Raw genomic sequence first — 22153 nt, 5'->3', positions numbered from 1 at the left:
ATCACCCGTCCCTAATGAAAGTTGCCAGCAAACGTGACCACACCGTCGGCTTGCTCATGGTCCAACCAACTGGTCCAGCCCAGGCGACAGACATTGCGCGCGCCAATATGCAGGGCTCTGATCTCACCGGCGGCAAGCACCAGGCGCAGGTCGTATTCCAACGGGTCTCGCGTGGTTAACCGCACCAGTGAACACAAGGGCTGGTAGCCCTTCCCCGTGGGCAGGAACGCGTGAAACTGCTGCCAGCTCAGCGCCAGGATATGCACCCTGAACTTCCCGCTGCGGTCGCTGACCTGATGCCCCAGCACCAGGTCCTCACCGAGTTCGCAGCGGGTGATACCAAGGCTATTGCGCTGAAAATGGGCAACCTCCACACGGCGCTCAACCCATTGTTCGATGAACACCGGGGCATGCTTGAAGTAGTACCGCAGCACGGCTTCGATCAAGGCGGCCGAATGCACGCGCAAACTCAACAGTCCCAGGTAAGGCAACAGGCGTTTGCAGTCCAGTTGCGTGGTACCTCGTATCGCGTTGCCACCCAGTCCGATCAGCGCAAACATCTGCTCCGAGAACGCATCGCTCGCGCCAGTCTGGAAACACGCTCGATAGCGATATTTACGCCAGATCGGCCACATCAGCCGATGCAGTCGGTGGTGGAATAGGTCGAGGAAGTCGCGAGTGGGGTTACCACCGGACAGCTCGCCAAACGCCTGCTCTGCATAGAACGCTGGCAGCGGTGACCCGGCCCCGACCAAACCCAATATGTTGAGCCGCAGGCGAGCGCGTAATTGCCCGCGCTCCATAAAGAACGCCACGTGATCGATATCGTGTCCGGCAAACCCCAGACCTGGATTGGCCTGAAATTCCATCAGGTCGTACAGCGCGTCCTCATCCATCAGCGGATGAGCTTCGCGCAATCGCTCAATCACCTGCTCAATTGCCTGGAACAGTGTGTACTCACGAATGCCGCAACAGAGCGCATTCAAAGCAGGGGCTGTTGCCCCATGCGGGATGGCCATAGGTACACGTCTCCTTGTGTGCTGATGACTCGTAACTCGTGATAAGAGTTGAGGCTGGCGTAGAGCGCAAAGAACTCATTGAGGACCGAGGCGAACACAAACAGATCGCCCTGACCGAGAAACCCCTGGGGGTCGACTGTCAATTCCACACGTAGGCCGCGAATGGGTAACCCACGGTGCAGTCGGTCAACCGGCTCATGGCGAATGGACTGCAGCGCACCGAGTCTTGTCTGACTGACCTTTTGCGCCTGCCGATCGTGATAGCGCGGCAGGTCATAGGTTTCGAGAATCACTTTCAAGGCATTGATATCGGTCAACGACAAATAGTTGAGCGACATATTGCTGATCAGCTTCCACAGGAAATCCTGGTCCAGCGGCGGCGCGAAGCTCGCCGTTGGTGCGGTGATGTTGCGAAACGTCAGTGATTCCGGTGCCTGCTCGCAGGGTTGGTTGATGTCGCCTGGCTGCAACTGCCGAGGCAGGTTGCAGTTGGTGCAAGTCATTTCGATCGACAACGTTTCCTGGCCTTTACCTTCGCGACTGCCAAACCCCATCCAGGTGTCGAGCCCCCCATGCTGCTGCGACGAGCGCTGGCGAATGCTGTAGCTGGCCGGCGCTGTAGCTCGGTCAATCCCCCAGTCATGCTCAAAGGATTCGAACGGCACATAGGCCTGGTAACCCAACCCGCCAGGGCGCCAGCCAGTGACACTGTTGACGGAAAACACGGCGGCATTGCCCGGGGTATATTCCCCTGGCACCAGAAGGTACTCATCCTCTTTTCCATTCAGGCGAATGGGGACCGCATCATGTTTGAACAAGTTGGCAATGGGCGTGCAATACAACTTCACGTTGTCCAGCGTGGGCTGTTGCAGTGCGTGCCCGTGGGTGCGCAGTTCAAAGCGCAGCATCATGCCGCGGACCTGGCCGAGCCGTTCAGGGGCAAGTGTGTGCAGGACACTCAGCCCCTCGATATCGACAAACAGGTACTTTTCGGGAAAGGCGAAGTACTCCTGCAGATGGCGGTAACCGCGAAACGTATTCTGTGGATACGGTATCAACGCCTCGTCTTGCGAAAAACCCACCGGCTTGACCTGGGCAGCGCCCAGCCGCACCGTCATCGGTTGCCCATCGTTGCCCTTGACCGGCACCCCTTCGCCATCCAGTAACAGCAAGTGAATGCCATCCAGATGTCGCAGCAAACTGAGGTAGAGCCCCTGGCTGATGTAGCGGTCGCCCGACAGGTGCAGTCGCAGTGAGTCAAAGGTTAACTGGCTGAAGTTACCCTCGACACTCATGTCCAGGTGCAAATCCAACCATGCCCCGTCACCCTGGCACTTGAAGTCCAGACCTGTGAGTTGCAGTGGCATGACATCAGTGGTGTAGCACGTCCTGAAGCGACACCGCTCACCCTGGATAAGAACACTTTCTACCGCCGTATCACGGGCAACCCGAACGGCGGGACCTGCACGTTTCAATGGGTCAAATTGCAGGATGCTGAAGGCGGGTATTGGCCGCATGTAATTGGGCCACAGCAAATGCATCAAGGAATGCGTCAGCTCCGGCAGCTCGTCGTCCAACTTCTGGCGCAGGCGACCGGTCAGAAACGCAAACCCCTCCAGCAATCGCTCAACATCCGGGTCCTGGCCGCTTTCAGCCAGAAACGGCGCCAGTGCGGGATTACGCTCGGCGAAACGCCGCCCGAGGTGCCGCAGGGCGCTGAGCTCGCTTTGGAAGTAACGGTTAAAGCCCATCGGCGCAGACCTCAACCCGCCCGCCATCCACCAGGCGCGCCTGGAACACAACGGGCTGTGTGACACCGTCAACGATCAGCGCGGCTTCGATCGCAAAGGCCAGGGCCAGAGGTTCGGTAGCACGCGGCAGCACCTTGACCTGTACATTTGCCAGTCGCGGTTCGTAGGCACGGATGAATCGCTCGATCAAGGCGCGTGAGCGGATCAAGGACTCGTGCAGGCTAAGCCGCATGTCATTGAGATCGGGCAAACCATAGTCGGGCAGTGTCTGAACACTGCCTGCCCGGGTGCTGAGCATTTTCCCCAGGTGTGCGGCGACGGACGCCACACTGCACCGCTGGGTTGATGCATCGCCTTCGAGGCGTTCGAAAAGGCTCACGTTATGGGGCATCCGCCGGCTTCTGCTCATTCTTTATCGAGCTTGCCGACCAGGGACAACGTGAAGTCAGCCCCCATGTACTTGAAATGAGGGCGCACACTCAGGTTGACCCGATACCAGCCTGGCTCTCCGTCGACATCACTGACGACAATGCGTGCTGCCCGCAATGGCCGGCGACCGCGCACTTCAGCACTGGGGTTTTCCTGATCGGCCACGTATTGGCGAATCCACTTGTTGAGCTCCAGCTCCAGGTCCGTGCGTTCTTTCCAGGAGCCCAGTTGCTCGCGCTGCAAGACCTTGAGGTAGTGCGCCAGACGGTTGACCACCATCATGTAGGGCAATTGGGTGCCGAGCCGGTAATTGAGTTCGGCTGCCTTGCCCTCTTCACTGATGCCGAAGGTTTTGGGTTTCTGGACCGAGCTGGCCGAAAAGAACGCCGCGTTGTCACTGCCCTTGCGCATGGTCAGGGCAATAAACCCTTCTTGTGCCAGTTCGTACTCGCGCCGGTCCGAAACCAGTACCTCTGTAGGAATCTTGGTTTCGATCTCGCCCATGCTCTGAAAATGATGCAATGGCAAGTCTTCTACCGCGCCGCCACTTTGCGGGCCGATAATGTTCGGGCACCAGCGAAAGCGCGCAAAACTTTCAGTCAGGCGCGTGGCAAAGGCGTAGGCCGTATTGCCCCAGAGGTAGTGCTCGTGGCTGTTTACCACGTTCTCCTGGTAGGCAAAGGTTTTAACTGGGCAATCAATCGGATCGTAAGGGGTTCGCAGTAGAAAGCGCGGCACAGTGAGGCCGATATAGCGGGCATCTTCGCTCTGACGAAAACTTTGCCATTTGGCAAACTGCGGGCCTTCGAAATGATCCCTGAGATCCTTGAGGTCAGGTAATCCAGTAAAGCTTTCCAATCCGAAAAAAGCCGGCCCCGCAGCAGCGATAAAGGGCGCGTGGGACATGCAGGCAACGCTTGAAGCGTATTGCATCAACTTCACATCAGGCGCACTGGGTGAAAGGAAGTAATTGGCGATGATCGCGCCCACCGGCTGGCCACCGAATTGTCCGTACTCAGCACTGTAGATATGCTTGTACAGCCCGGACTGGGTAATTTCCGGCGAGTCTTCAAAGTCATCCAGCAGGTCTTGACGCGAGACATTGAGCAGCTCGATCTTGATGTTTTCTCGAAAATTGGTGCGGTCGATCAGCAACTGCAGGCCTCTCCAGGAAGCCTCCAGCGCCTGGAAATCCGGATGATGAAGAATCTCGTCCATTTGCTGGCTGAGCTTGGTATCAATCTCGGCGATCATCCGGTCAACCAGGCGTTTCTTCACTGGCTCAGCGCTGTTATGGGGTTTGAGCAACTCTTCGATGAAGGCCGACACGCCGCGCTTGGCAATGCCGTAGGCCTCGTCATCGGCGCTCAATAATGTCTGGGCGATGATAGTGTCGAGAATGCTGTACTCGCCGCCAGCCTGGGCCGGCTGCAGGTTCTGTTGAGTGGTCGTCATGGTGTCAGTGTCCTTTTACTGAAGGGTTCAGGTGGTCGGGCCGCTCAGCCCCAGCTCGGCGAGTACGCGCGCACGAGACTCGTCATCGGCCAGCGCCTGCTCAATGGCTTTGCGAAAGCTTGGTGTGTTACCCAGCGGCCCCTTGAGTGCCATCAACGCCTCACGCAACGCCATCAACTTTTGCAATTCGGGTATTTGTTCAACCAGGTTTGCGGGGTTGAAGTCCTTCATCGCGTTAATCCGAACCTCGACGGATAGCTCCTCGATGCCACCCTCCTCCTGCAATCGATTCGGAACGCTCAATGTCAAGCTCAGCGCTTGTTTGGCCAACACCTCGTCAAGGGTGTTTTTGTCGATACCAATGGGCTTTCGATCCTCAAGTTTGCGCAGATCTTCGCGCTGGCTGAAATCGCCCAGCACCAGTAACTTCAGTGGCAGTTCGACTTCCTCCTGCACACCGCCAATGGCAGGTTTGAAGGTGATATTGATGCGTTCCTTGGGTGCTACCGAACCGTCTTTGAGCATGGTGTTTCTCCTTTTTCGGTGGGCTCGCGAGCCTAATCAAGCACCGCTTCAAGATCGAAGTGGCACAACCTGCGATGGGTGACTTCCTTGCGCTCGCGCACGGCATGGTCTTGTGGCAAAAGGTCATAACAGCGATACAGGAGCCGGGAGACTTGAAAGGCCAGTTCTGGCTCCCAGCGCTCCAGGCCCGCCTGTTGTAATTCAAGGTCCAGTTGTTCGAGCTGGATCCTGCCCAGTTCGTGTTTGCCTGCTCGTATGCACAATCTGGCCAGCGCCAATCGCCAATGAAAGCGGGTCCGGTCGCCGCGGGCGGCGTGCAGTCCTTCTTTGAGCGTGGCAATCGCCGCCTTCAGACCCTCTTTGCGCAGCCTGGACATAACGGCCTGCAAGGCCGTCTCCCAGGGCTCGTTTCCGGCGTCAATGACGGCGGTTGAAGGCTCGGCTTTATGTACGTGGCGAAGGACGTGGAGCGTGATCCAATCGCACGTCGCGGGGTCGGCAAATGGGGTGCCGTCATCAAACCTGAACTCCGGCAGACTCGGCAGGCGCTGCAACAACAACGCAAAATTCATTTCCAGCTCGGTCATGGCCCACTCTGCCTGCAGGGCTTCGAGGCACTCCCAGGCCATACGCAACCCGTCAAACCAGAACAATGCACCGGCCAGGCTCGCTTCAAGCTCAAGCAAAAGGTCGGCGTGATGACCTTGGGTCAGACGGTTCTGGTAGCGTTTGAGTTTGTCGTGAGGAAGCCCGCGCAAAGCGGTTATTCGCTCACTGTTGGCCTCGGGATAGTTGGTAAGCGCCAGCCAGGCCAGGGTGCGGCTCAGGCGCAAGGCACGCAGATCAGTGGCACTCTGGCGCAGCCACCAGGCGCACAGTGGCCGAGCCTGTTCCTGCAATGCCCGCAACAGTTTTTGCGCGTCTTTTTCGTTGTTGACTGGCTGTTCAGGCCTCAGCAGCTGCGTTGCCACCTGCTTGACCTGAGCGATGGCACCCGCAACACCACGCGGCTCGGAACCGCCCTGCAGGGCAAGCGCCAAACGCTCCGACAGTTGCCTGCGGATCGGTAACAACAAGGGCGCGTCGTCCCCCAGATGTTCACGCCACAGCTCGTCGAGACTTTCCAGGTGCTCCAAAAGCGCCTGAAACAATGGCACTTGATCGGTAAGCGAAAGATGCTTCGTGAACAGGGGGTCAAGCCGCAACACCAGCCAACCAAACGCAGCCATACGCGTACGTGATTTAGCAGGGTAGACAATCGCCCAGTGATGCTTGCACAGATGAAGCAGTACGCCGAGGCCCGCCAGAAGCCCGGGGAATGAATCGCGCTGGTGCAACGCCCAAGTCAACCAGACGGCGACGCGCAGATCCTTGGAGTGCTCACGCAAAACCCGCTCGCCGAGCTCGCTGACGCGCTGCCAATCCGGCAAGCCTGCACCATGTATCGAATGTGCCTTGCCGAGTTCGGACTCCAGGGCTTCATACTCACTCGAAAAACGCATATCACAGCCGGCAAAGCCCCCTGACGAACAGGGTAAGCGCGCAAGTTCAAGGTGATAAGCGTAGAGCGTGTCTGAATAAACCATTCCGGTCCGCACATAACTATTCAAGGCAAGGTCGACAAACTAACCGCAATCCACATACGCATTAGAAGGCCAATTAATCTTCGTTCAGCACGTGACGAAGTAGGCGAACCTTAGCCATACAACAATCAATCATCAAGCGGTCAGCCCGCACTTAAGTATTTTCCTACAAAGCCAATAAAAACGGGCCTGCGCAGCTATTTGCGCACTTCAAGCGCATTGATAAAACCGAATACCTTGCGCCCCCGTGTACTCATTAATAAAACAGCATGAGCAACTAACTGCGCACACTCGCGCAAACATCGGCACGAAAATAGCGCCAACCGACGACAACTTTTATATATTTAAACTAACAACTCCCCCAACCCCTTTATTCCATTGACTCTCATTATTTCAGGCACGCTTTTTGTTATAGGCAATTACCCGCTGGCAAACACGCCGTCGGGATTACCTACTCAATCAGGCAAGGAAACCAGTCATGCCAACACCCGCGTACCTCACTATCACCGGTGTCAAGCAAGGCTTGATCACGGCAGGCACATTTACTCAGGACTCGGTAGGCAATATTTATCAGGAAGGTCATGAGGATCAGATCCTCGTGCAGGCGTTTGCCCACCAGGTGATCATTCCCCGCGACCCACAATCGGGCCAGCCGACCGGCCAAAGGGTTCATAAGCCGCTGATGGTCAGCAAGGTCTTCGACAAGTCCTCACCGCTGCTCTTCAGCGCGCTGACCACGGGTGAAGAAGTGTCATGTCGACTGGAATGGTTCCGTACCTCCTCGGCTGGCACCCAGGAGCATTACTTCACCACCGAACTGGAAGGCGCAACCATCGTGGACATTCAATCGCGGATGCCCAACTGCCAGGACCCGGACAACGCTCATTTCACCCATTTGGAGGATGTGTATTTCACTTACCGCAAGATCGTCTGGACCCACGAAGTCGCCGGCACTTCAGGCTCGGACGACTGGCGTAGTCCGGTAGCCGGCTAACATCGGCTCAGGCAGAAGCGGCCGCCAGGGACGGCGCCGCGCCTGCTTGGTTGGCTAGACCATTGCCAGCGGATGCTTGCGCTTGGGTGCGCCGAACACGCGGTCGATCGCGTCCAGATCGTGCTCATCGAGCTTGAGGTTCGCGGCACCGGCGTTGAGCCGCACATGCTCGGGCGTAACAGCCTTGGGAATTGCGATCACGCCGTCCTGACGCAACACCCAGGCGAGGGATACTTGAGCGGGCGTGACCTGATGGCGACGGGCGATCTGCTTGAGCGTCGGGCTGGACAACAACTCACCCCCCTGGGCGATCGGGCAGTAAGCCATCAGCGGCAAATGGTGCTGTTGCCACCATGGCAGCAAGTCGAACTCGATACCGCGCTCTTCGATGTTGTAGAGCACTTGGTTGGTTGCACACGCCGGGGATGCAAGTTCCTGCAGATCTGCCACGTCAAAATTGGAGACGCCCCAACGGCCGATCTTGCCGGCCTGACGTAATGTTTCGAAGGCTTCGACGGTTTCTTCGAGGGGATACTGGCCCCGCCAGTGCAACAGATACAGGTCGATGTAATCGGTACCCAGGCGCTGCAGGCTGGCTTCGCAGGCACGGGGCACGCCCTTGCGACTGGCATTGTGCGGATAGACCTTGCTGACGAGGAACACCTGATCACGTTTACCGCGAATGGCTTCGCCGACCACTTCCTCGGCCCCGCCTTCGCCATACATTTCGGCGGTATCGATCAGAGTCATGCCCTCGTCGATACCCAACTGCAACGCGGCGACCTCGGCGCTGCGCCGGTCCGGGTTTTCACCCATGCGCCAGGTCCCCTGGCCGATGACAGGGACGGGAACGCCGGCCAGATCGATGGTGCGCATGACAACCTCCTGATGAGTTCGCGGATTAACAATGTGGCATTGGGCGGACAAAAGGGTTCAATCGAAGTATGGTTGCCCTCTGAAAAGTCGCCAGGAAGGACCTGCAATGCTGTTTGTCGTGATGCTCGGGGGCAAGCACCCGCGGGCCAGAATTGAAGTTCACGATGTGGTGTTCGCTGTAGCGAACACACTGCAAGACACCTACCCGCAATTGCGCGATGGTTGGTTTGGCAGCCCCAAGGGTGTGCACATCGACTCCTGGATGGCAGTGGATGGCGTTGATGGCTGGAAAGTTGAACTTAGCCACCTGGCCCCGCCTGCCGGCGCGCACCATCTGTACTTCATCAACCTGGGCGGCTACGAAGCCAACGCTTTTGGCGAAGCCCATCACTATTTGCTGGTGGTCGCCCGCGACAAAAAGGAAGCGAAGAGCAAGGGGAAACAGCAGATGCTGCGCCATTGGTCCCAGGCCCATACCGACGGCGTGATGGATATTGACGACTGCCTGCCCATCGACCTGGTCGACGGTCGCTACCTGCACCTGGTGCAAGGTTCGCACAAGCCGATTCTGCAACAGAACGACTACATCGTGCTGCCCTGAGTTATCCCTACCCGAACGGGGTATGGCGCCCACCCTCGACCTGCCTGACAGTGCAATCAGTCCCGACCTGATAACACGCACAATTCAAGGTGGGTCCGCCATGCATAAAGCCTTTATCGCCCTGTTCAGCGCCGTATTGCCGGGCGCGCCGCTGATCGTGGCACACCACAGTTTCCCGCAGGCAGCGCAGGAAAAGGCCCGCTGGTTGAAACGCTACGCCGCGTTTGCCGTGGACTCCGGCGTGCCCGCGGCGGATGCCGAGCGGGCGATAGCGGCGATCAGCGCACAATTGCCGGTGCTGTCTCCCGAGGAGGACGCTGCCTTGATCAGCCGAGCCGGCTTCGAAGGCGTGGAGCTGTTCTATACCGGCTTCAGTTTCAAGGGCTGGGTGGGCTACAAGCCGCGCTAACGGCTTACCAACTGCCCGACGCACCACCGCCGCCACTGGAACCGCCGCCACCGGACGAGCTGCTGCTGGAGCTGGAACCGGAGCTGCCGGAACTCGAACCAGACCCTCCGCCCGACCCCGAGCCGCCATCGGAAATGCTCTGGATAAAGACAATGAACGCCACGACCGAGGCCGCCGGTATCGCCAGGATCCAGCCCTGGTAGCCGTGCCCAAGCATAAAACCGACCGCCACATAAACCGCCGCGACGGCCAACGCACGCACGAAAAAAAAGCGTGGTTTGGTCTTCCAGGACTCGCGGATGACGAAGAACAGCCCCACGTACAACGCCAGCACCAAGGCGCCGCCAAACGGCAACGCCAGCCAGTGTACGAAGTTGACCGCCACAAAGTGGTCCACCACCAGCAACCCGACGATATACGCCAGCGCGCCCACCACGCAGTAAAACACCGCGCGCGCCAGCCACAGGGCGCCGAACGTGGCGCCGCCGATCAGCAGGGTCAGCGCAAGTACCAGCAGGTATAGCGGCCACTCATGACCGCCGGCATAAATCGTCAGCAACACCGTCACCACGACGGTGGCGATCAGCGCACGGCGCCAGTGCAGCTTGCCGGCAGCGATCAGCACACCGCCGATGGCGCCCGCGATAAATGCCAGCAGTACTGCGATGATCTGCGGGTTAACCTGCGGCGCGGCCTGCTCTGGCAGGTCGCCGCCGTCCACCAGCACAGTCAAGTCATTGACCGCTTGTTGCACGCCGCCCGCGTAGTCGCCCTGGCGAAACGCCGGCGTGATGTGTTCTTCGATGATGCGATGGGCCAACAGATCGGTGACCGTGCCTTCCAGGCCATAGCCCACCTCGATGCGTACCGTATGGTCGTCTTTCGCCACCACCAGCAGGATGCCGTCGTTGACGTCCTTGCGCCCCAGCTTCCAGGCGCGGAACAGTTGATTGGCATAATCCTCGATACTCGCGCCGCCGGTAGTGGGCACCAGCAGTACCGCGACTTGCGCGCCTTTGCGCTGTTCAAGGGCGGCGAGTTGGTCTTTGAGGCGCGTGGTGATGCTGGCGTCGAGGGTATTGGTGAGGTCGATCACCCGCTGGTCGAGGGCGACGCCGATGGGCGAGGTCTGCGCCTGGGCAGTGCTCAGCAGGCCGATGAACATCAGCGCCAGTAGACTCAACACGGATTGCCGCAGCATCGCCATCATGTTTGATACCTGAAGTTTCATCCTGAAGGCGACTTTACCTTATTGACACGTTCACACGTAGGCCGTGCCCTGCATGATCGGCTGCACGCTGCCGGTCAATACCACACCGCCCTGCCCGTCCCACTGCACCGTGACCGTGCCGCCGTCGCACTGCACCTGCACCGTGTCATCCAGCAGGCCGCGCCGGATCCCGTTGACCACCGCGGCGCAGCAACACGAACCGGAACCCAGCGGCACGCCGCCGCCGCGCTCCCAGATGCGCAGACGAATATGCGCGCGGTCAAGCACCTGCACGAAATGCACATTGGTCCCGGCCGGGAACAGCGCATGAGTTTCCAGCGCAGGACCTACGGCTGCCACGTCGATGGCGGCGAGGTCATCGACAAAAAACGTACAGTGCGGGTTGCCCATGCTGCACGCCGCCGGGTCGCCCTTGATCGGCAAGAGAAGGGTCTGCATGGCGGCGGCCAGCGGTACTGACGACCACTCCAGCGACGGCGCGCCCATGTCCACCGACACCCGCTGGCCCGCCGCGCGTACGCACGTCAGTAGGCCACGGTCGGTGCGCAGCACAATCGAATCGGTGCCGGCTTCGTACATCAAGCGGTCGGCGACACCTCGCGTGGCACTGCCGCAGGTTTGCAGCGGCGTGCCGTTGGGGTTCCAGAATTTGATACGCGCGGCGGCGTCAACGCCGTCGAGGATCACCGCCAGCTGATTGAAACCGATGCCGGTGTGGCGGTCGCCCAGACGGCGGGCGACCTGCGCGGTGATCGGGTCGTCCTGGCCACGGCGGTCGATGATGATGAAATCATCGCCATGGGCATGCATCTTCACAAAGGGCAATGTCATGGGCTGTCCGGTCGGTGAGCGCGATGGGAGGGTGAGCATACGGCAGTTTCATCCAGACCGATTCGACCGCATGTTAGCGTGTGTGCGTTTTGATCCGGCAGAGTCCGCCATGAAAAAAAACCTCTTCGCTTTGACCGCACTGCTGCTCGCGTTTTCCCACCCGACCCTGGCGGCCGCCCAGCCTCCCAGCCTGTGCCAGCCGAGCGCCTCGAAGTCGACGGCCAAGGCGCTGCTCGCTGCCGCAGAACGGCACCTGGCTGACCGTCCCAACCCCCTGGCCCATGTGCACACTGAAGGCACACTGCCCCACCACGGCATTCGCGAGCAAAGCATTGCCGCCGAAAAAGACTGGCCGGTGATGCGCCAGGCCGCGCTGGCGTGGCGGTTGAGCGGCGACCCGCGTTACCTCAGGCAAGTCGACGACTACCTTGGCGCCTGGGCCGATGTGTATCAACCGGACTTCAACCCGATTGACGAAACCAACCTCGACCAGCTGATCAATGCCTATGCGCTGACTGCCGATAACCTGCGCCTGGAAACCCGCGCAGCCAGCCGCCGCTTGATCAGTGATCTGGGTAACGGCTACCTCGCGCGTATCCAGCAGTTCCACGGCCAGAACAAAGGCACGCAAACCAACAACTGGCAAAGCCATCGCGTCAAGTTGATCACGGTGGCCGCCGCTGCACTGGGCGACCGGACGATGCTCGAGCAAGCCCACCAGGTGTTCAAACAGCAGATCGCCGACAATGTGTTGCCCGATGGCTCGGTCACCGATTTTCACGACCGCGATGCCCTGCACTACGTGGTCTACGACCTTGAGCCTCTGGTGCAAGCTGCCCTGGCGGCCAAGCCCTACGGCGGCGACTGGCTGAACCTCAAGGCCAATGGCGCGTCGCTGAGGGCCGCCCTCGATTGGTTGGTGCCCTATGCCAATGGCCAGCGCAGCCACCAGGAGTTCGTGCACACCCACGTGCAATTCGACAAGGACCGCGCCGGGGTGGGCGAAGCCGGCTACAGCGGCACCTGGGAGCCCAAAAGCAGCGCCACGCTGTTCTGGCTGGCGGCGCAACTGGACAAGCGCTACCTGCCTGTGGCGACGCAATTGGCCGCCCACCCGGCCGATTGGATCAGTGCCTGCTATTTGCCGTAAGCGCGGCTAGACTGGCCGGGTTGCTCTTTCAAGGGATTGACCATGCTTGTTGTATTCAGCGGCCTGCCCGGCACCGGCAAGACCACGATTGCCAGCCAACTGGCGCGCCAGACCGGTGCCGCCTACTTGCGCATCGATGTGATCGAACAGGCGCTTCGGGACGCGGGCGTGTTAGCGCAAGGCGTAGGTGCCAGCGGCTACGGCGTGGCCAATGCGCTGGCGTTGAGCAATTTGCGCTTGGGGCACACCGTCGTCGCAGACGGTGTGAACCCGGTCAGGGAAAGCCGCGAGGCGTGGAAAGCAGTGGCGATTCAAGCAGGCGCCGCGTGGGTTGATATCCTGGTGATTTGCTCTGATGAGCGAGAACATCAACGCCGTGTTGAACAGCGTGCGGGGGATATTCCCGGCCTGACTCCGCCCGACTGGCGGTCCGTATCGGCGCATGAATATGAGGCCTGGGATCAAAAGCCACTGACGGTCGATACCGCCCATGTGACAGCAGATCAGGCGGTGGCGTTGATCCTGGCGCACCTCAAACCCGAGGCGAATGCGCTGGCGCCCGGTGGGGCGCTAAAGATGTGACGGCCGCGCAGTCCAACCTGGTCAAGCGCCCTCGCCCTGCGTAGGTGGCATTTTTTAAAGCACTGCTCCCATCGCCTTCATCAACACTGGATCGCGCCCGTAAATATCCGGCGCGTAGACCAGGCCGCCCTGGCGATCGACCTCGACTGTCCAGTACCCCAGCAACACCGGCACCGGCGTGGCGAGCCTGAACTCATGGGTCACGCCGGTTGCCAGCAGTTCATCGGTGCGAGCGCGTTCGGCCGGGCTCACCAGCAGGTCACGCAGCAACAACGGCTGTTCCACCCTCACACACCCCGAACTGAACGCCCGTGGGCCTTTGGTGAACAACGGTTGGCTGGGTGTGTCGTGCAGGTACACCGAGTACGGGTTGGGAAAGCGCATCACGATCTTGCCCAATGGGTTGCGCGGGCCGGCCTCCTGGCGCAGGAGAATGTTGCCGGGGCGCGACCAGTCGACTTGATCGGGCGCCAGGGGGTGACCCTGGGCGTCAAGCACTTGCAGGTTTTGCTGGCGCAGGTATTCGGGGTTCAGACGGATAGCCGGGAGCTTGTCCTCGCGCATGATGGTGGGCGGGATGGTCCAGGTGGGGTTCAGCGTCAGCCGGGTGATGCGCGACTTGAGCAGCGGCGTCTGACGCTCCGCGCGCCCGACTTGCAGGCGGGTTTGCCACACCGGAATGCCGCTCTGGTAAACGCTCAATTGCGCGGCGGCGACGTTGACCAGCACGCCTTCAGGCTCAAGGTCCTGGGCGAGCCAGCGAAAGCGCTCCAGGTTGATACGCAGTTGGTCGCGGCGCATCGCCGGGCTGATGTTGAGTTCGGCCACGGTGCCGGCGCCGATCACGCCGTCGGCCTGTAACGAGTGGCTGGCCTGAAAGGCCTTGACTGCCTTGACCAGCTCGTCGCGGTATTGCTTGCCAGTGCCGCTGGGCACTTTGGCCAGGTAGCCACCGCTGTGCAGGCGCCGCGCCAGTTCCGGCACGCGCGGGTCTTCCATGCCGGGACGCAAGAGTGGCCCGCTGGCAACCGGGTCCCAATGCGGCAACGGTTGCAGGCGCACGGCGGCATAGGCATTGCGCAGGCTGCGGTACAGATCGGCGCTGGGCCGCGCCTGGTCAAAGGCTTGCGCCATGTCTTGCAGGCCGGCGGCGGCGAAGGCCAGCACGTCGGTATTCGGGTCTCGGGCGGGTGGCTGGGAATGCCACAACGGTTCGAAGCGCGATTGCTGCAGGCGCCCGTAATGCAAATCCTGCAGGGCTTGCAGGTACTGGCGGCTGATGTCGATGTCGCTGCACAGCACGTTGGCCGTGGCATCCGCCGTGGGCAGACTATAGTGGCTGGGGTCCAGGCCGTCGTCGGCCAGCGTCAGCAACTGGGTGTGCAAGGCTTGGCGGCGTTCTTCGCCAGACCACAGCGGCCCATCACCCTGCTGCTGATAGAACGCCTGCAGGCGCGCCAGGGCTGCGGCGTCGATCTGCGGGGCGAGGCTGGGGCACACACTGGGCAACTGCGCGAGGGCCTGTTGCACCGGACTGACGGAAATAACCGGCACGGCGCCCATCGGCAGCTCATCAGCCGTCGCGACCAGTGGTGCAACGAGCAGGCAAATGCTCAAGTAACATGCGTGTTTTTTGAACAATTGACTTGGCTCCAATCCACAGCGGGGGACGCTTTGTAGATGCTGACTTTTATGTGTCGCTTCGGTTTGATCACCGTCACGCTGGCAACGTTGAGCAATTTTGCGCTCGCCGCCAATGGGAATCCTCCTAACTTGTATAGCAGCCTGGCGCGCTCGGCTCCAGAACTCAATCCCGCCGTACTGAAAAGCGCCCTGAGCGCGGTGCAGTGCGCGGTCAATAACGGCGAGGAACGGTCAGAGCGCCTAGCGGTTATTGACTACTCCCAACCCTCGACCGCCCGTCGGTTATGGATTTTCGATTTGCGCAAAAAGACCCTCGTGTTGCGCGACCTGGTGGCCCACGGTGCCAAGTCCGGGGAAAACTTCGCCACGCAATTTTCCAATCTCGAAGGCAGCCATCAGTCCAGCCTGGGCTTGTTTCGCACCCAGGAAAGTTACCTCGGCGCCCACGGCTACTCGTTGCGCATGGACGGCCTGGAGCCCGGTTTCAATGACCAGGCACGCGACCGTGCGCTGGTGATTCATGCCGCCGACTACGTCAACCCGGCGTGGAGCAAGCGCGAAGGCCGCATCGGCCGCAGCCAGGGTTGCCCGGCGGTGCGCCCGCAAGTGGCGCGCCAGGTGGTGGATAAACTCAAGGATGGGCAGTTCATGTTTTCCTGGTACCCGGACCAGCGCTGGTTGAAGTCATCGACGTATCTGAACTGCAAACCCCAACAAGTGGCGAGTAGTCGTACAATCCGTGGTGGTTAGCCTGTCCCCACAGATAAAAGAGAGCGCCGCATGCTTCTACATACCTCCACCTGGATCGAGATCGGGCAGTTTCTGGAACGCAGCCGCACGGTGGTGATTCCCATCGGTTCCAACGAACAACACGGCCCCACCGGCCTGCTGGGCACCGACTGGATGTGCCCGGAGATCATCGCCCACGAGGCGCAGAAGAACGCCGACATCCTGATCGGCCCGACCTTCAATATCGGCATGGCCCAGCACCACCTGGGTTTTCCCGGCACCATTTCGCTGCGCCCTTCCACCTTTATCGCCGCCATTGGCGACTGGGTGCGCTCGCTGGCCGGGCACGGTTTCGAGAAGATCCTGTTCCTGAACGGCCACGGCGGCAATATCGCCACGATTGAAGCGGCGTTTTCCGAGCTGTACGCCGAAGCCAGTTTTGCCCGCCGCCCCGCCGGTTTCGCGCTCAAGCTGGTGAACTGGTGGGACCTGGAAGGCGTGCACGATTTGGCTCAACGCCAATTTCCGGTGGGCCACGGCAGCCATGCCACGCCGTCAGAAATTGCGGTGACGCAGTGGGCGTACCCGCAATCGATCAAGTCCGCCAAGTATTCTCCGCAAATCGCCAATACCGGGCCGATCCGCGAAGCGCTGGACTTCCGCGCACGCTTCCCCGACGGGCGCATGGGTTCGGACCCGGCGCTGGCGACGGTGGAAAAAGGCGGTGAGTTGGTGGCGTTGGCAGCCAAGGGGTTGGTCAAGACCGTGAACACCTTCAGCAGCGAAGCAAAGCCCTAGGCCAGGCCCATCGCAAATGTGGGAGCGGGCTTGCTCGCGAAACGGTGGATCAGTCAATAAATGTATCGACTGATACGCCGCCTTCGCGAGCAAGCCCGCTCCCACACATTCAAACCCTCAGGCGTGCCTGGATTATTTGCAGTCCTGCGCCGCCAGCTCCAGCCGCGACGGTTTGATCGCCGAGGCCAGTGGCTTGCGCTCGTACAGGAACACCTTGGTGCCGTCCTGGGACTTGTAGGCCTCCAGCACATCATCGGCTGCAATCTTGCTGGTCAACACCACCTTGGCGTGGCGCGAGTTCTGCGTCACCGTCGAGGTGATGCCGCGTTTTTCAAGCTTGGGCACTACGCACTGCACATAGCCTTCAGGGGTTTTGTCGGTTTGCAGGGTCAAGCTTGGAGCGTTGGGAGCAGTGATACAACCGGTCAGCAACAACGAAGCAAAAGCCAGGGCCGGGACGAAAAAAGAGCGCATAAACATTCCTGAAAATAACCAAATAGGGTTCACAACGATCCGCGCGTCATCCCGCGCGGACCAGGGCCTTTAGCGACGCATCAAACTGCTTCAAGGCATCGAGCTGTACATCACGCTGTTGTTCAATCTGCGCGGCAATGTCCGGGGCCGCCTTGTCATGCACCCATACCGACGGCACCTGTTTGTGCACCGAGCCTTCAGCCTTGGCAATGTATTGCAGGTCGGCGTCATAGAACCGCGCCACAAAACGCGCCTCGACCTGATCGTTACGCTGGGTCAGCAATTGGTTATGGGTATCGAGCATCACCACCACATCCGGGTGAGCCTGCACCAGCTCATCCAGGCTGCTGTAGACCGTGACGATGCGAAACGTGCCCTGCAATGAACTCATCAGCCAATCAATCGCCAGTTCCGGGTCGGAGCTGTTGACGAACGCCTCGCGGATGCGCCCGTCAAGGGCATCCCTGGCGCCGTTCATGGCCATGGCGTGGTAGCGTTCAAGGTAACTGAGGTTGTCGCGGGTGTTTTCGCTGTACAACACACCCACCGACTGCGCGCGCTGCAGGGAGTCTACGCTACCGACGAGTGGCAGCAAATGGCCCGTAGGCAGATCATCAGCAAATGCCGGGCTGGTCAGAACCACACTGCCGAACATCAGCATCATTAAACCCAGTTGGATAATCGTCCTCATCGCGCATTTCCTTGATCAGCGTCTCGATGCGCTGATTCTGCGCTTTTGGCATAAAAACAGAACTTGCGATGCTTGATGGTGACTATCATTTGAACCGATAGTGTCGCGTCTCCCGACCTCTATAAAACTATAAGGACCACGCCATGAAGCCCCACCAGAAAACCTTCGACCGCATCCGCGAAGCCGTACTGCCGGAGTTTCGCGAGCGGGTCGCCGATTACCTGGTCGATTATGAAGACGTGCTGCAGGACGAGGCCGCCGACGCCGACCAGCGTTACGCCAGCGCCCAGCAATTGCGCGGCTACCTGCGGGGCTTGAACACCACCCGAGTGCTGGGCATGGCGGACTGGGAAGACCTCGACCGGCGCGTGTCCCAGGAATGGATGTAAACCCTTAGAGCGCTGGGCGTTGCAGGTTGACCCATGCCTGCACTGACGGCCGCTGCCATTGGCGCTGCGCGTAGTCCACCCATTCGGCCGGCACACTGTCACCGTTGAGGATCAGGCGATTGAGCATCACCGCCAGGTCAAGGTCGGCAATCGACCACTCGCCGAACAGGTACGGTGGGTTGCCGGCCAACAGCGCCTGCGTCGCACTGAACAACTTGCGTACGGCCGCTTCGGCGGCGGGCGACAACGGCGGCATTTTCTGCCCGTAAAACACCACCAGCGTCGAGCGCTCCTGACGGATCGCCAGCAAATCACTGCGCAACCACGCCTGAACCTGCCGCACCCTCGCCCGCGGCTGTGGGTCAGCCGGGTACACCGGCGTTTCGGGATAGACCTGTTCCAGGTATTCAGTGATAGCGCAAGATTCCGACAGGGCAAACTCGCCTTCCACCAACGTCGGCACACGCTGGGTCAGCGACAATTGGGTAAAGTCCGCCGTCTGGTTTTGCGCGGTGTCCAGGTCCAAGGTGAGCATGTCGAACGCCAGGCCTTTTTCGCGCAGGGTGACAAACACCGACATCGCGTAGGGGCTGGTGAACTGGGAATCCACATAGAGGCGTAACGGGCGTGGGTGCATGGCAGGTCTCCTTGGGTGAGCACCCACGCTACGAGAGGCGGGGCAATAAAGACAATGGCGGTTTTTTATGGGGGCATTCCTGGCGGGAATAGCCTCGATAGTGGCAATATCACATCGATTCGCTAGTTTGCGAAAACGCCCCGCCATTCGAAGCTTTCAAGGAACGATCAGCTTATGAAACAAGCAGTTGTCGTCATACACGGCATCGGCGAGCAACGCCCGATGGACACCCTGCATGGCTTTGTGGATGCCATGATTCCCGCCGACACGCCCGACGGCACGCCCTTCTACTGGAGCAAGCCGGATCGGCTGTCACGCAATTTCGACCTGCGCGTCTTGAAGTCGTCCGGCCGCACCAGCACGGATTTCTACGAGTACTACTGGGCCCACAAGATGCAGGGCACCAAAGTCGGCCACCTGCTCGGCTGGCTCTGGGACATCTTCAAGCGCCCACGCCGCGATATTCCCGACGCCATCGTGCCGATCTGGCGCACCACGCGCTGGACGGTGATGCTGCTGTTGCTGCTGATCGCCAGCGGCACCCTCGCCACGGCCTGGGGCCAGTTCGATCACAGCGACAACCCCTTCGCGCTGGTGCCGTTGCTGCTCGGCGCTATAGGTCTGGCACTGCGTTACTCGGCCCTGTCCTACCTGGGCGACGCCGCCCGTTACCTGAGCCCCAACCCGCAGAACGTGGTGGTGCGCGAGCAGATTCGCGCCGACGGCGTGGCATTGCTGCGGGCCCTGCACAACAAAGGCGATTACGACCGCATCATCGTGGTCGGCCACAGTTTGGGCAGCGTGATCGCCTACGACATCGTCGGTTATCTGTGGCACGAACATCACGATCAGCTGACCCAAGTCATCCCCAGCAACCGCGAACTCGCCAGCCGTTATGCCAATCACGAAGCGCTGCAACCGGTCATCAAGGACGCGCTGCCCAACGCCGGCGCCGCGCTTGACGGCAGCCTGAGCAGCATTTTGAAATTTCGCGAGCAGCAGACCGAAGCCTTTATCGAGCAGCGCGGCCTGGGCAACCCATGGCGCATTACCGATCTGGTAACCGTCGGCAGCCCGATGGCCCACGCGAGCCTGTTGCTGGGGCGCAGTGTCAGTGACTTCCAAAAACGCATGGAGCGCCGCGAAGCCCCCGCCTGCCCGCCCACTCAGGACGAAAAAGGCTACGGCTACAACGCCCGTCATCCGGTGATGCTCGGCCAGAAACCCTTCACGCCCCAGTATTTGCACCACGCGGCGGCATTTGCAGTGACGCGCTGGACCAACCTCTATTTTCCCGCGCCCTATGGCCTGTTTGGCGACATCGTCGCGGGCCCGGTCAGCCCGGTGATGGGCGCAGGCGTGCTGGATTTGCCGGTGACCGTGGGCTCGCGCAAAGGCTGGCTCGCCCGCTCATGGCTCAGCCACACCCACTACTGGAGTGAGCGCGGCGGCGCCCAAGGTTACCTCGGTGCGCTCTCCACGGATGAACACGCGATCAACCAGGGCCCGCGTCCGTCAGCCACCGAAGCGTTGCGCTGGGCCGTCGACCTCAAGGGCCTGCGGCGCTTGCGCCCGGCGCGCGCCAAGGAAAGCCTGACGCAGGCTTAGCCGGCAAAACCGCCTTTATCGAGAAACTCACGCTCTTGCGCCGTGGTGGCCCTGGCCAACACTTCATTACGGTGTGGAAAGCGCCCAAACCGCTCGATGATCGCGGCATGCTCCTTGGCCCAATGGTAGGTGCTGGCATCCAGCTGCTGGTTCAGCACCAACGAGCGCTGCTGATCGGCGGGGTCTTCCGAATGCTCGAACGGCAAATAACAGAACGCCCGCAGCTCGGGCTCGATCAATTGGTCCAGGCCAGCATCGACCATCCGCCGCGCGTACAAACGCGCCAGCGGGTCGGTGGCAAACATGTGCGCGGTGCCACGAAAGGCATTGCGCGGGTATTGATCCAGCAGGATCAGCAAGGCCAGCGCGCCGTGTGCCGAATCCAGCCAGCCCTCCAGTTCGCGCCGGGCCGCTTGCATATGCGTGGCATGGAAGGTGTCGCGAAAGGCCGCGTCAAACGCGTCGTCCTTGGCGAACCAGCGCTTGGGGCCTGCCTGCTTCCAAAACTCGATCACCGCCTCGGCCGGTTGCCCGTTGATGCTCGACATCATTACCTCCCATTGGCTTGCAGATTTCATCATTGACGCCGGCAGAATCCATTAAGTTTCCGCTCTGGAGCCGCTCCGGCTTCGCAGCGGTCGTGCCATCGCACATAGGGTTTACCGGATGATCCACCGTCTTGCCCAGGTTTTCAGTGATTCCAATGGCCACGTGCGCACCAAGCTGTTTGGCATCTACGGCATTTTGGTCGCCATTAACGTCGGCGCCTGGCTCTGGGCGCTGGTGGCGTTTCATCAGCACCCCGTGTTACTGGGCACTGCCCTGCTCGCCTACAGTTTCGGCCTGCGCCACGCGGTGGATGCCGATCATATTGCCGCCATCGACAACGCCACCCGCAAGCTAATGCAAGAGCAGAAACGCCCGGTGGCGGTGGGGTTCTTTTTCTCTCTGGGGCATTCGTCGGTGGTGGTGCTGGCCTCGATTGGCGTGGCCCTTACCGCCGCCCATGTCGAGGTGATCAAGGCGGTTGGCGGTGTGATCGGCACGTCCGTGTCGGCGGTCTTCTTGCTGGTGATCGCGCTGATGAACCTGGTCATCCTGCGGTCGATCTACAAGGCCTGGCGCCACGTGCGCGAGGGCGGCGCTTACGTCGAAGAGGATTTCGACCTGCTGCTGGCCGACCGCGGTTTCATGGCGCGAATCTTCCGCCCGCTGTTTCGCCTGATCAGCCGCAGTTGGCACCTGTACCCGCTGGGTTTTCTGTTTGGCCTGGGGTTTGACACCGCCACCGAAATCGCCCTGCTGGGCATCTCCGCCACGCAGGCGGCGCAGGGCTTATCGCCATGGTCGATCATGGTGTTCCCGCTGCTGTTCAGCGCCGGCATGTCGCTGGTTGACACGCTGGACGGCCACTTGATGCTCGGCGCCTACGGCTGGGCGTACATGAAGCCGCTGCGCAAGCTCTACTACAACATGAGCATTACCTTGGTCTCGGTGGTCGTGGCGGTGATCATCGGCAGCATCGAGGCGCTGGGGCTGATTGCCGACCAGTTGGAGCTCAAGGGTGATTTCTGGGGCTTTATCGGCAACCTGAACGACAGCTTCGGGATGCTCGGCTACATCATCATCGGGATTTTCGTCGCCAGCTGGGCGGCGTCGGTGTTGCTGTACCGCTTGAAGGGCTTCGACCGGCTCGCCTGAAGTCGAGAAGCAGGTCAGCCACATTCGGGACTGACACACTGCAATC

General features: G+C 60.5%; 23 protein-coding genes and 1 pseudogene. 10 read left to right on the top strand and 14 right to left on the bottom strand.

Going from position 1 to position 22153, the window contains the following annotated elements; genetic code table 11:
- Positions 1–11: 11 nt before the first annotated feature.
- From tssG to tssA, 6 genes are read right to left on the bottom strand one after another with little or no spacing between them, the layout of a single operon-like run.
- Positions 12–1019, bottom strand: coding sequence for a type VI secretion system baseplate subunit TssG (tssG, locus tag ABWL43_RS12735; protein WP_404487983.1), 1008 nt, complete (start codon positions 1017–1019; stop codon positions 12–14).
- Positions 983–2770, bottom strand: a complete 1788-nt coding sequence (gene tssF, locus ABWL43_RS12730) for a type VI secretion system baseplate subunit TssF (RefSeq protein WP_404487981.1) — start codon at positions 2768–2770, stop codon at positions 983–985. Before tssF ends, tssG begins: the two co-directional genes overlap by 37 nt.
- Positions 2760–3161, bottom strand: coding sequence for a type VI secretion system baseplate subunit TssE (gene tssE / locus ABWL43_RS12725; RefSeq protein WP_262208642.1), 402 nt, complete (start codon positions 3159–3161; stop codon positions 2760–2762). The genes tssF and tssE overlap by 11 nt, the downstream gene beginning before the upstream one ends.
- Before the next feature lie 14 nt (positions 3162–3175).
- Positions 3176–4654, bottom strand: coding sequence for a type VI secretion system contractile sheath large subunit (tssC, locus tag ABWL43_RS12720; RefSeq protein ID WP_404487980.1), 1479 nt, complete (start codon positions 4652–4654; stop codon positions 3176–3178).
- A gap of 27 nt (positions 4655–4681) precedes the next feature.
- Positions 4682–5179, bottom strand: a complete 498-nt coding sequence (gene tssB / locus ABWL43_RS12715; RefSeq protein ID WP_369302351.1) for a type VI secretion system contractile sheath small subunit — start codon at positions 5177–5179, stop codon at positions 4682–4684.
- Between the two features lie 32 nt (positions 5180–5211).
- Complete coding sequence (gene tssA, locus ABWL43_RS12710; protein WP_404487977.1) at positions 5212–6765, bottom strand: type VI secretion system protein TssA; 1554 nt, start codon at positions 6763–6765, stop codon at positions 5212–5214.
- Positions 6766–7240: 475 nt separating this feature from the next.
- On the opposite strand from tssA, the gene ABWL43_RS12705 reads away from it, so the two are divergent.
- Positions 7241–7756 (top strand): Hcp family type VI secretion system effector, encoded by a 516-nt coding sequence (locus ABWL43_RS12705; protein ID WP_106577823.1) that lies wholly within the window; start codon positions 7241–7243, stop codon positions 7754–7756.
- A 54-nt stretch (positions 7757–7810) separates the two neighbouring features.
- Here the strand turns inward: ABWL43_RS12705 and ABWL43_RS12700 are convergent, their stop codons facing one another.
- Complete coding sequence (locus ABWL43_RS12700) at positions 7811–8632, bottom strand: aldo/keto reductase (RefSeq protein WP_404487975.1); 822 nt, start codon at positions 8630–8632, stop codon at positions 7811–7813.
- 106 nt (positions 8633–8738) lie between these two features.
- Here ABWL43_RS12700 and ABWL43_RS12695 point away from each other — a divergent pair, with 106 nt between their 5' ends.
- A complete protein-coding gene (locus ABWL43_RS12695) occupies positions 8739–9233 on the top strand; it encodes a DUF1543 domain-containing protein (protein ID WP_404487973.1) in 495 nt (164 codons plus the stop codon).
- 118 nt (positions 9234–9351) lie between these two features.
- A pseudogene (locus ABWL43_RS12690) lies at positions 9352–9642 on the top strand (methyltransferase); the annotation flags it as partial.
- Positions 9643–9646: 4 nt separating this feature from the next.
- Here the strand turns inward: ABWL43_RS12690 and ABWL43_RS12685 are convergent.
- Positions 9647–10852 carry a YgcG family protein gene (locus tag ABWL43_RS12685; protein ID WP_262208634.1) on the bottom strand — a complete coding sequence of 402 codons (1206 nt, stop codon included), beginning with the start codon at positions 10850–10852 and terminating at the stop codon, positions 9647–9649.
- A 51-nt stretch (positions 10853–10903) separates the two neighbouring features.
- Entirely contained in the window at positions 10904–11704 is an 801-nt protein-coding gene (gene dapF, locus ABWL43_RS12680) for a diaminopimelate epimerase (protein WP_404487971.1), read from the bottom strand.
- A gap of 109 nt (positions 11705–11813) precedes the next feature.
- Between dapF and ABWL43_RS12675 the strand changes: the two genes are divergently transcribed.
- Together ABWL43_RS12675 and ABWL43_RS12670 are read left to right on the top strand one after the other, a co-directional pair.
- Positions 11814–12854: an alginate lyase family protein gene (locus ABWL43_RS12675; protein WP_404487970.1), complete on the top strand. Its 1041-nt coding sequence runs from the start codon at positions 11814–11816 to the stop codon at positions 12852–12854.
- A gap of 42 nt (positions 12855–12896) precedes the next feature.
- Positions 12897–13436 (top strand): AAA family ATPase, encoded by a 540-nt coding sequence (locus ABWL43_RS12670; RefSeq protein ID WP_404487969.1) that lies wholly within the window; start codon positions 12897–12899, stop codon positions 13434–13436.
- Positions 13437–13490: 54 nt separating this feature from the next.
- Here ABWL43_RS12670 and ABWL43_RS12665 read toward each other — a convergent pair whose 3' ends face one another.
- On the bottom strand, positions 13491–15077 hold the full coding sequence (locus tag ABWL43_RS12665) for a murein L,D-transpeptidase (protein ID WP_404487967.1): 1587 nt from the start codon (positions 15075–15077) through the stop codon (positions 13491–13493).
- Positions 15078–15116: 39 nt separating this feature from the next.
- Here ABWL43_RS12665 and ABWL43_RS12660 point away from each other — a divergent pair, with 39 nt between their 5' ends.
- Together ABWL43_RS12660 and ABWL43_RS12655 are read left to right on the top strand one after the other, a co-directional pair.
- Positions 15117–15830, top strand: coding sequence for a murein L,D-transpeptidase catalytic domain family protein (locus tag ABWL43_RS12660; RefSeq protein WP_145164484.1), 714 nt, complete (start codon positions 15117–15119; stop codon positions 15828–15830).
- A 30-nt stretch (positions 15831–15860) separates the two neighbouring features.
- The gene (locus ABWL43_RS12655; protein ID WP_404487965.1) at positions 15861–16607 is read left to right on the top strand and encodes a creatininase family protein; all 747 of its coding nucleotides are present in this window, start codon (positions 15861–15863) and stop codon (positions 16605–16607) included.
- A 132-nt stretch (positions 16608–16739) separates the two neighbouring features.
- Here the strand turns inward: ABWL43_RS12655 and ABWL43_RS12650 are convergent, their stop codons facing one another.
- A complete protein-coding gene (locus ABWL43_RS12650; RefSeq protein WP_145164486.1) occupies positions 16740–17081 on the bottom strand; it encodes a hypothetical protein in 342 nt (113 codons plus the stop codon).
- Between the two features lie 46 nt (positions 17082–17127).
- Complete coding sequence (locus ABWL43_RS12645; RefSeq protein WP_404487963.1) at positions 17128–17772, bottom strand: ATPase; 645 nt, start codon at positions 17770–17772, stop codon at positions 17128–17130.
- Between the two features lie 143 nt (positions 17773–17915).
- Between ABWL43_RS12645 and ABWL43_RS12640 the strand changes: the two genes are divergently transcribed.
- The gene (locus tag ABWL43_RS12640) at positions 17916–18161 is read left to right on the top strand and encodes a hypothetical protein (protein ID WP_145164489.1); all 246 of its coding nucleotides are present in this window, start codon (positions 17916–17918) and stop codon (positions 18159–18161) included.
- A gap of 4 nt (positions 18162–18165) precedes the next feature.
- Here the strand turns inward: ABWL43_RS12640 and yfcF are convergent, their stop codons facing one another.
- Positions 18166–18798 (bottom strand): glutathione transferase, encoded by a 633-nt coding sequence (gene yfcF / locus ABWL43_RS12635; RefSeq protein ID WP_404487961.1) that lies wholly within the window; start codon positions 18796–18798, stop codon positions 18166–18168.
- 174 nt (positions 18799–18972) lie between these two features.
- Between yfcF and ABWL43_RS12630 the strand changes: the two genes are divergently transcribed.
- Positions 18973–20406 (top strand): hypothetical protein, encoded by a 1434-nt coding sequence (locus ABWL43_RS12630; protein ID WP_404487960.1) that lies wholly within the window; start codon positions 18973–18975, stop codon positions 20404–20406.
- Here ABWL43_RS12630 and ABWL43_RS12625 read toward each other — a convergent pair.
- Positions 20403–20954, bottom strand: coding sequence for a DUF924 family protein (locus ABWL43_RS12625; RefSeq protein WP_404487958.1), 552 nt, complete (start codon positions 20952–20954; stop codon positions 20403–20405). The two genes, ABWL43_RS12630 and ABWL43_RS12625, sit on opposite strands and share 4 nt — an antisense overlap.
- 118 nt (positions 20955–21072) lie before the next feature.
- Here ABWL43_RS12625 and ABWL43_RS12620 point away from each other — a divergent pair, with 118 nt between their 5' ends.
- Entirely contained in the window at positions 21073–22107 is a 1035-nt protein-coding gene (locus tag ABWL43_RS12620; RefSeq protein WP_404487957.1) for a HoxN/HupN/NixA family nickel/cobalt transporter, read from the top strand.
- Positions 22108–22153 lie beyond the last annotated feature (46 nt).

It is taken from the genome of Pseudomonas sp. HT11 (assembly GCF_044875395.1).
Lineage (GTDB): Bacteria > Pseudomonadota > Gammaproteobacteria > Pseudomonadales > Pseudomonadaceae > Aquipseudomonas.
This window is presented reverse-complemented; position numbering and strand designations above follow the sequence as displayed.

Coding starts and splice junctions, on each gene's coding strand:
- tssE (WP_262208642.1), bottom strand. CDS start 3,161: ATGCCCCATAACGTGAGCCTTTTCGAACGCCTCGAAGGCGATGCATCA.
- tssG (WP_404487983.1), bottom strand. CDS start 1,019: ATGGCCATCCCGCATGGGGCAACAGCCCCTGCTTTGAATGCGCTCTGT.
- ABWL43_RS12650 (WP_145164486.1), bottom strand. CDS start 17,081: ATGCGCTCTTTTTTCGTCCCGGCCCTGGCTTTTGCTTCGTTGTTGCTG.
- ABWL43_RS12685 (WP_262208634.1), bottom strand. CDS start 10,852: ATGATGGCGATGCTGCGGCAATCCGTGTTGAGTCTACTGGCGCTGATG.
- dapF (WP_404487971.1), bottom strand. CDS start 11,704: ATGACATTGCCCTTTGTGAAGATGCATGCCCATGGCGATGATTTCATC.
- ABWL43_RS12700 (WP_404487975.1), bottom strand. CDS start 8,632: ATGCGCACCATCGATCTGGCCGGCGTTCCCGTCCCTGTCATCGGCCAG.
- tssF (WP_404487981.1), bottom strand. CDS start 2,770: ATGGGCTTTAACCGTTACTTCCAAAGCGAGCTCAGCGCCCTGCGGCAC.
- tssC (WP_404487980.1), bottom strand. CDS start 4,654: ATGACGACCACTCAACAGAACCTGCAGCCGGCCCAGGCTGGCGGCGAG.
- ABWL43_RS12705 (WP_106577823.1), top strand. CDS start 7,241: ATGCCAACACCCGCGTACCTCACTATCACCGGTGTCAAGCAAGGCTTG.
- ABWL43_RS12670 (WP_404487969.1), top strand. CDS start 12,897: ATGCTTGTTGTATTCAGCGGCCTGCCCGGCACCGGCAAGACCACGATT.
- ABWL43_RS12620 (WP_404487957.1), top strand. CDS start 21,073: ATGATCCACCGTCTTGCCCAGGTTTTCAGTGATTCCAATGGCCACGTG.
- ABWL43_RS12695 (WP_404487973.1), top strand. CDS start 8,739: ATGCTGTTTGTCGTGATGCTCGGGGGCAAGCACCCGCGGGCCAGAATT.
- ABWL43_RS12660 (WP_145164484.1), top strand. CDS start 15,117: ATGCTGACTTTTATGTGTCGCTTCGGTTTGATCACCGTCACGCTGGCA.
- yfcF (WP_404487961.1), bottom strand. CDS start 18,798: ATGCACCCACGCCCGTTACGCCTCTATGTGGATTCCCAGTTCACCAGC.
- tssB (WP_369302351.1), bottom strand. CDS start 5,179: ATGCTCAAAGACGGTTCGGTAGCACCCAAGGAACGCATCAATATCACC.
- ABWL43_RS12630 (WP_404487960.1), top strand. CDS start 18,973: ATGAAACAAGCAGTTGTCGTCATACACGGCATCGGCGAGCAACGCCCG.
- ABWL43_RS12655 (WP_404487965.1), top strand. CDS start 15,861: ATGCTTCTACATACCTCCACCTGGATCGAGATCGGGCAGTTTCTGGAA.
- ABWL43_RS12645 (WP_404487963.1), bottom strand. CDS start 17,772: ATGAGGACGATTATCCAACTGGGTTTAATGATGCTGATGTTCGGCAGT.
- ABWL43_RS12640 (WP_145164489.1), top strand. CDS start 17,916: ATGAAGCCCCACCAGAAAACCTTCGACCGCATCCGCGAAGCCGTACTG.
- ABWL43_RS12625 (WP_404487958.1), bottom strand. CDS start 20,954: ATGTCGAGCATCAACGGGCAACCGGCCGAGGCGGTGATCGAGTTTTGG.
- tssA (WP_404487977.1), bottom strand. CDS start 6,765: ATGGTTTATTCAGACACGCTCTACGCTTATCACCTTGAACTTGCGCGC.
- ABWL43_RS12675 (WP_404487970.1), top strand. CDS start 11,814: ATGAAAAAAAACCTCTTCGCTTTGACCGCACTGCTGCTCGCGTTTTCC.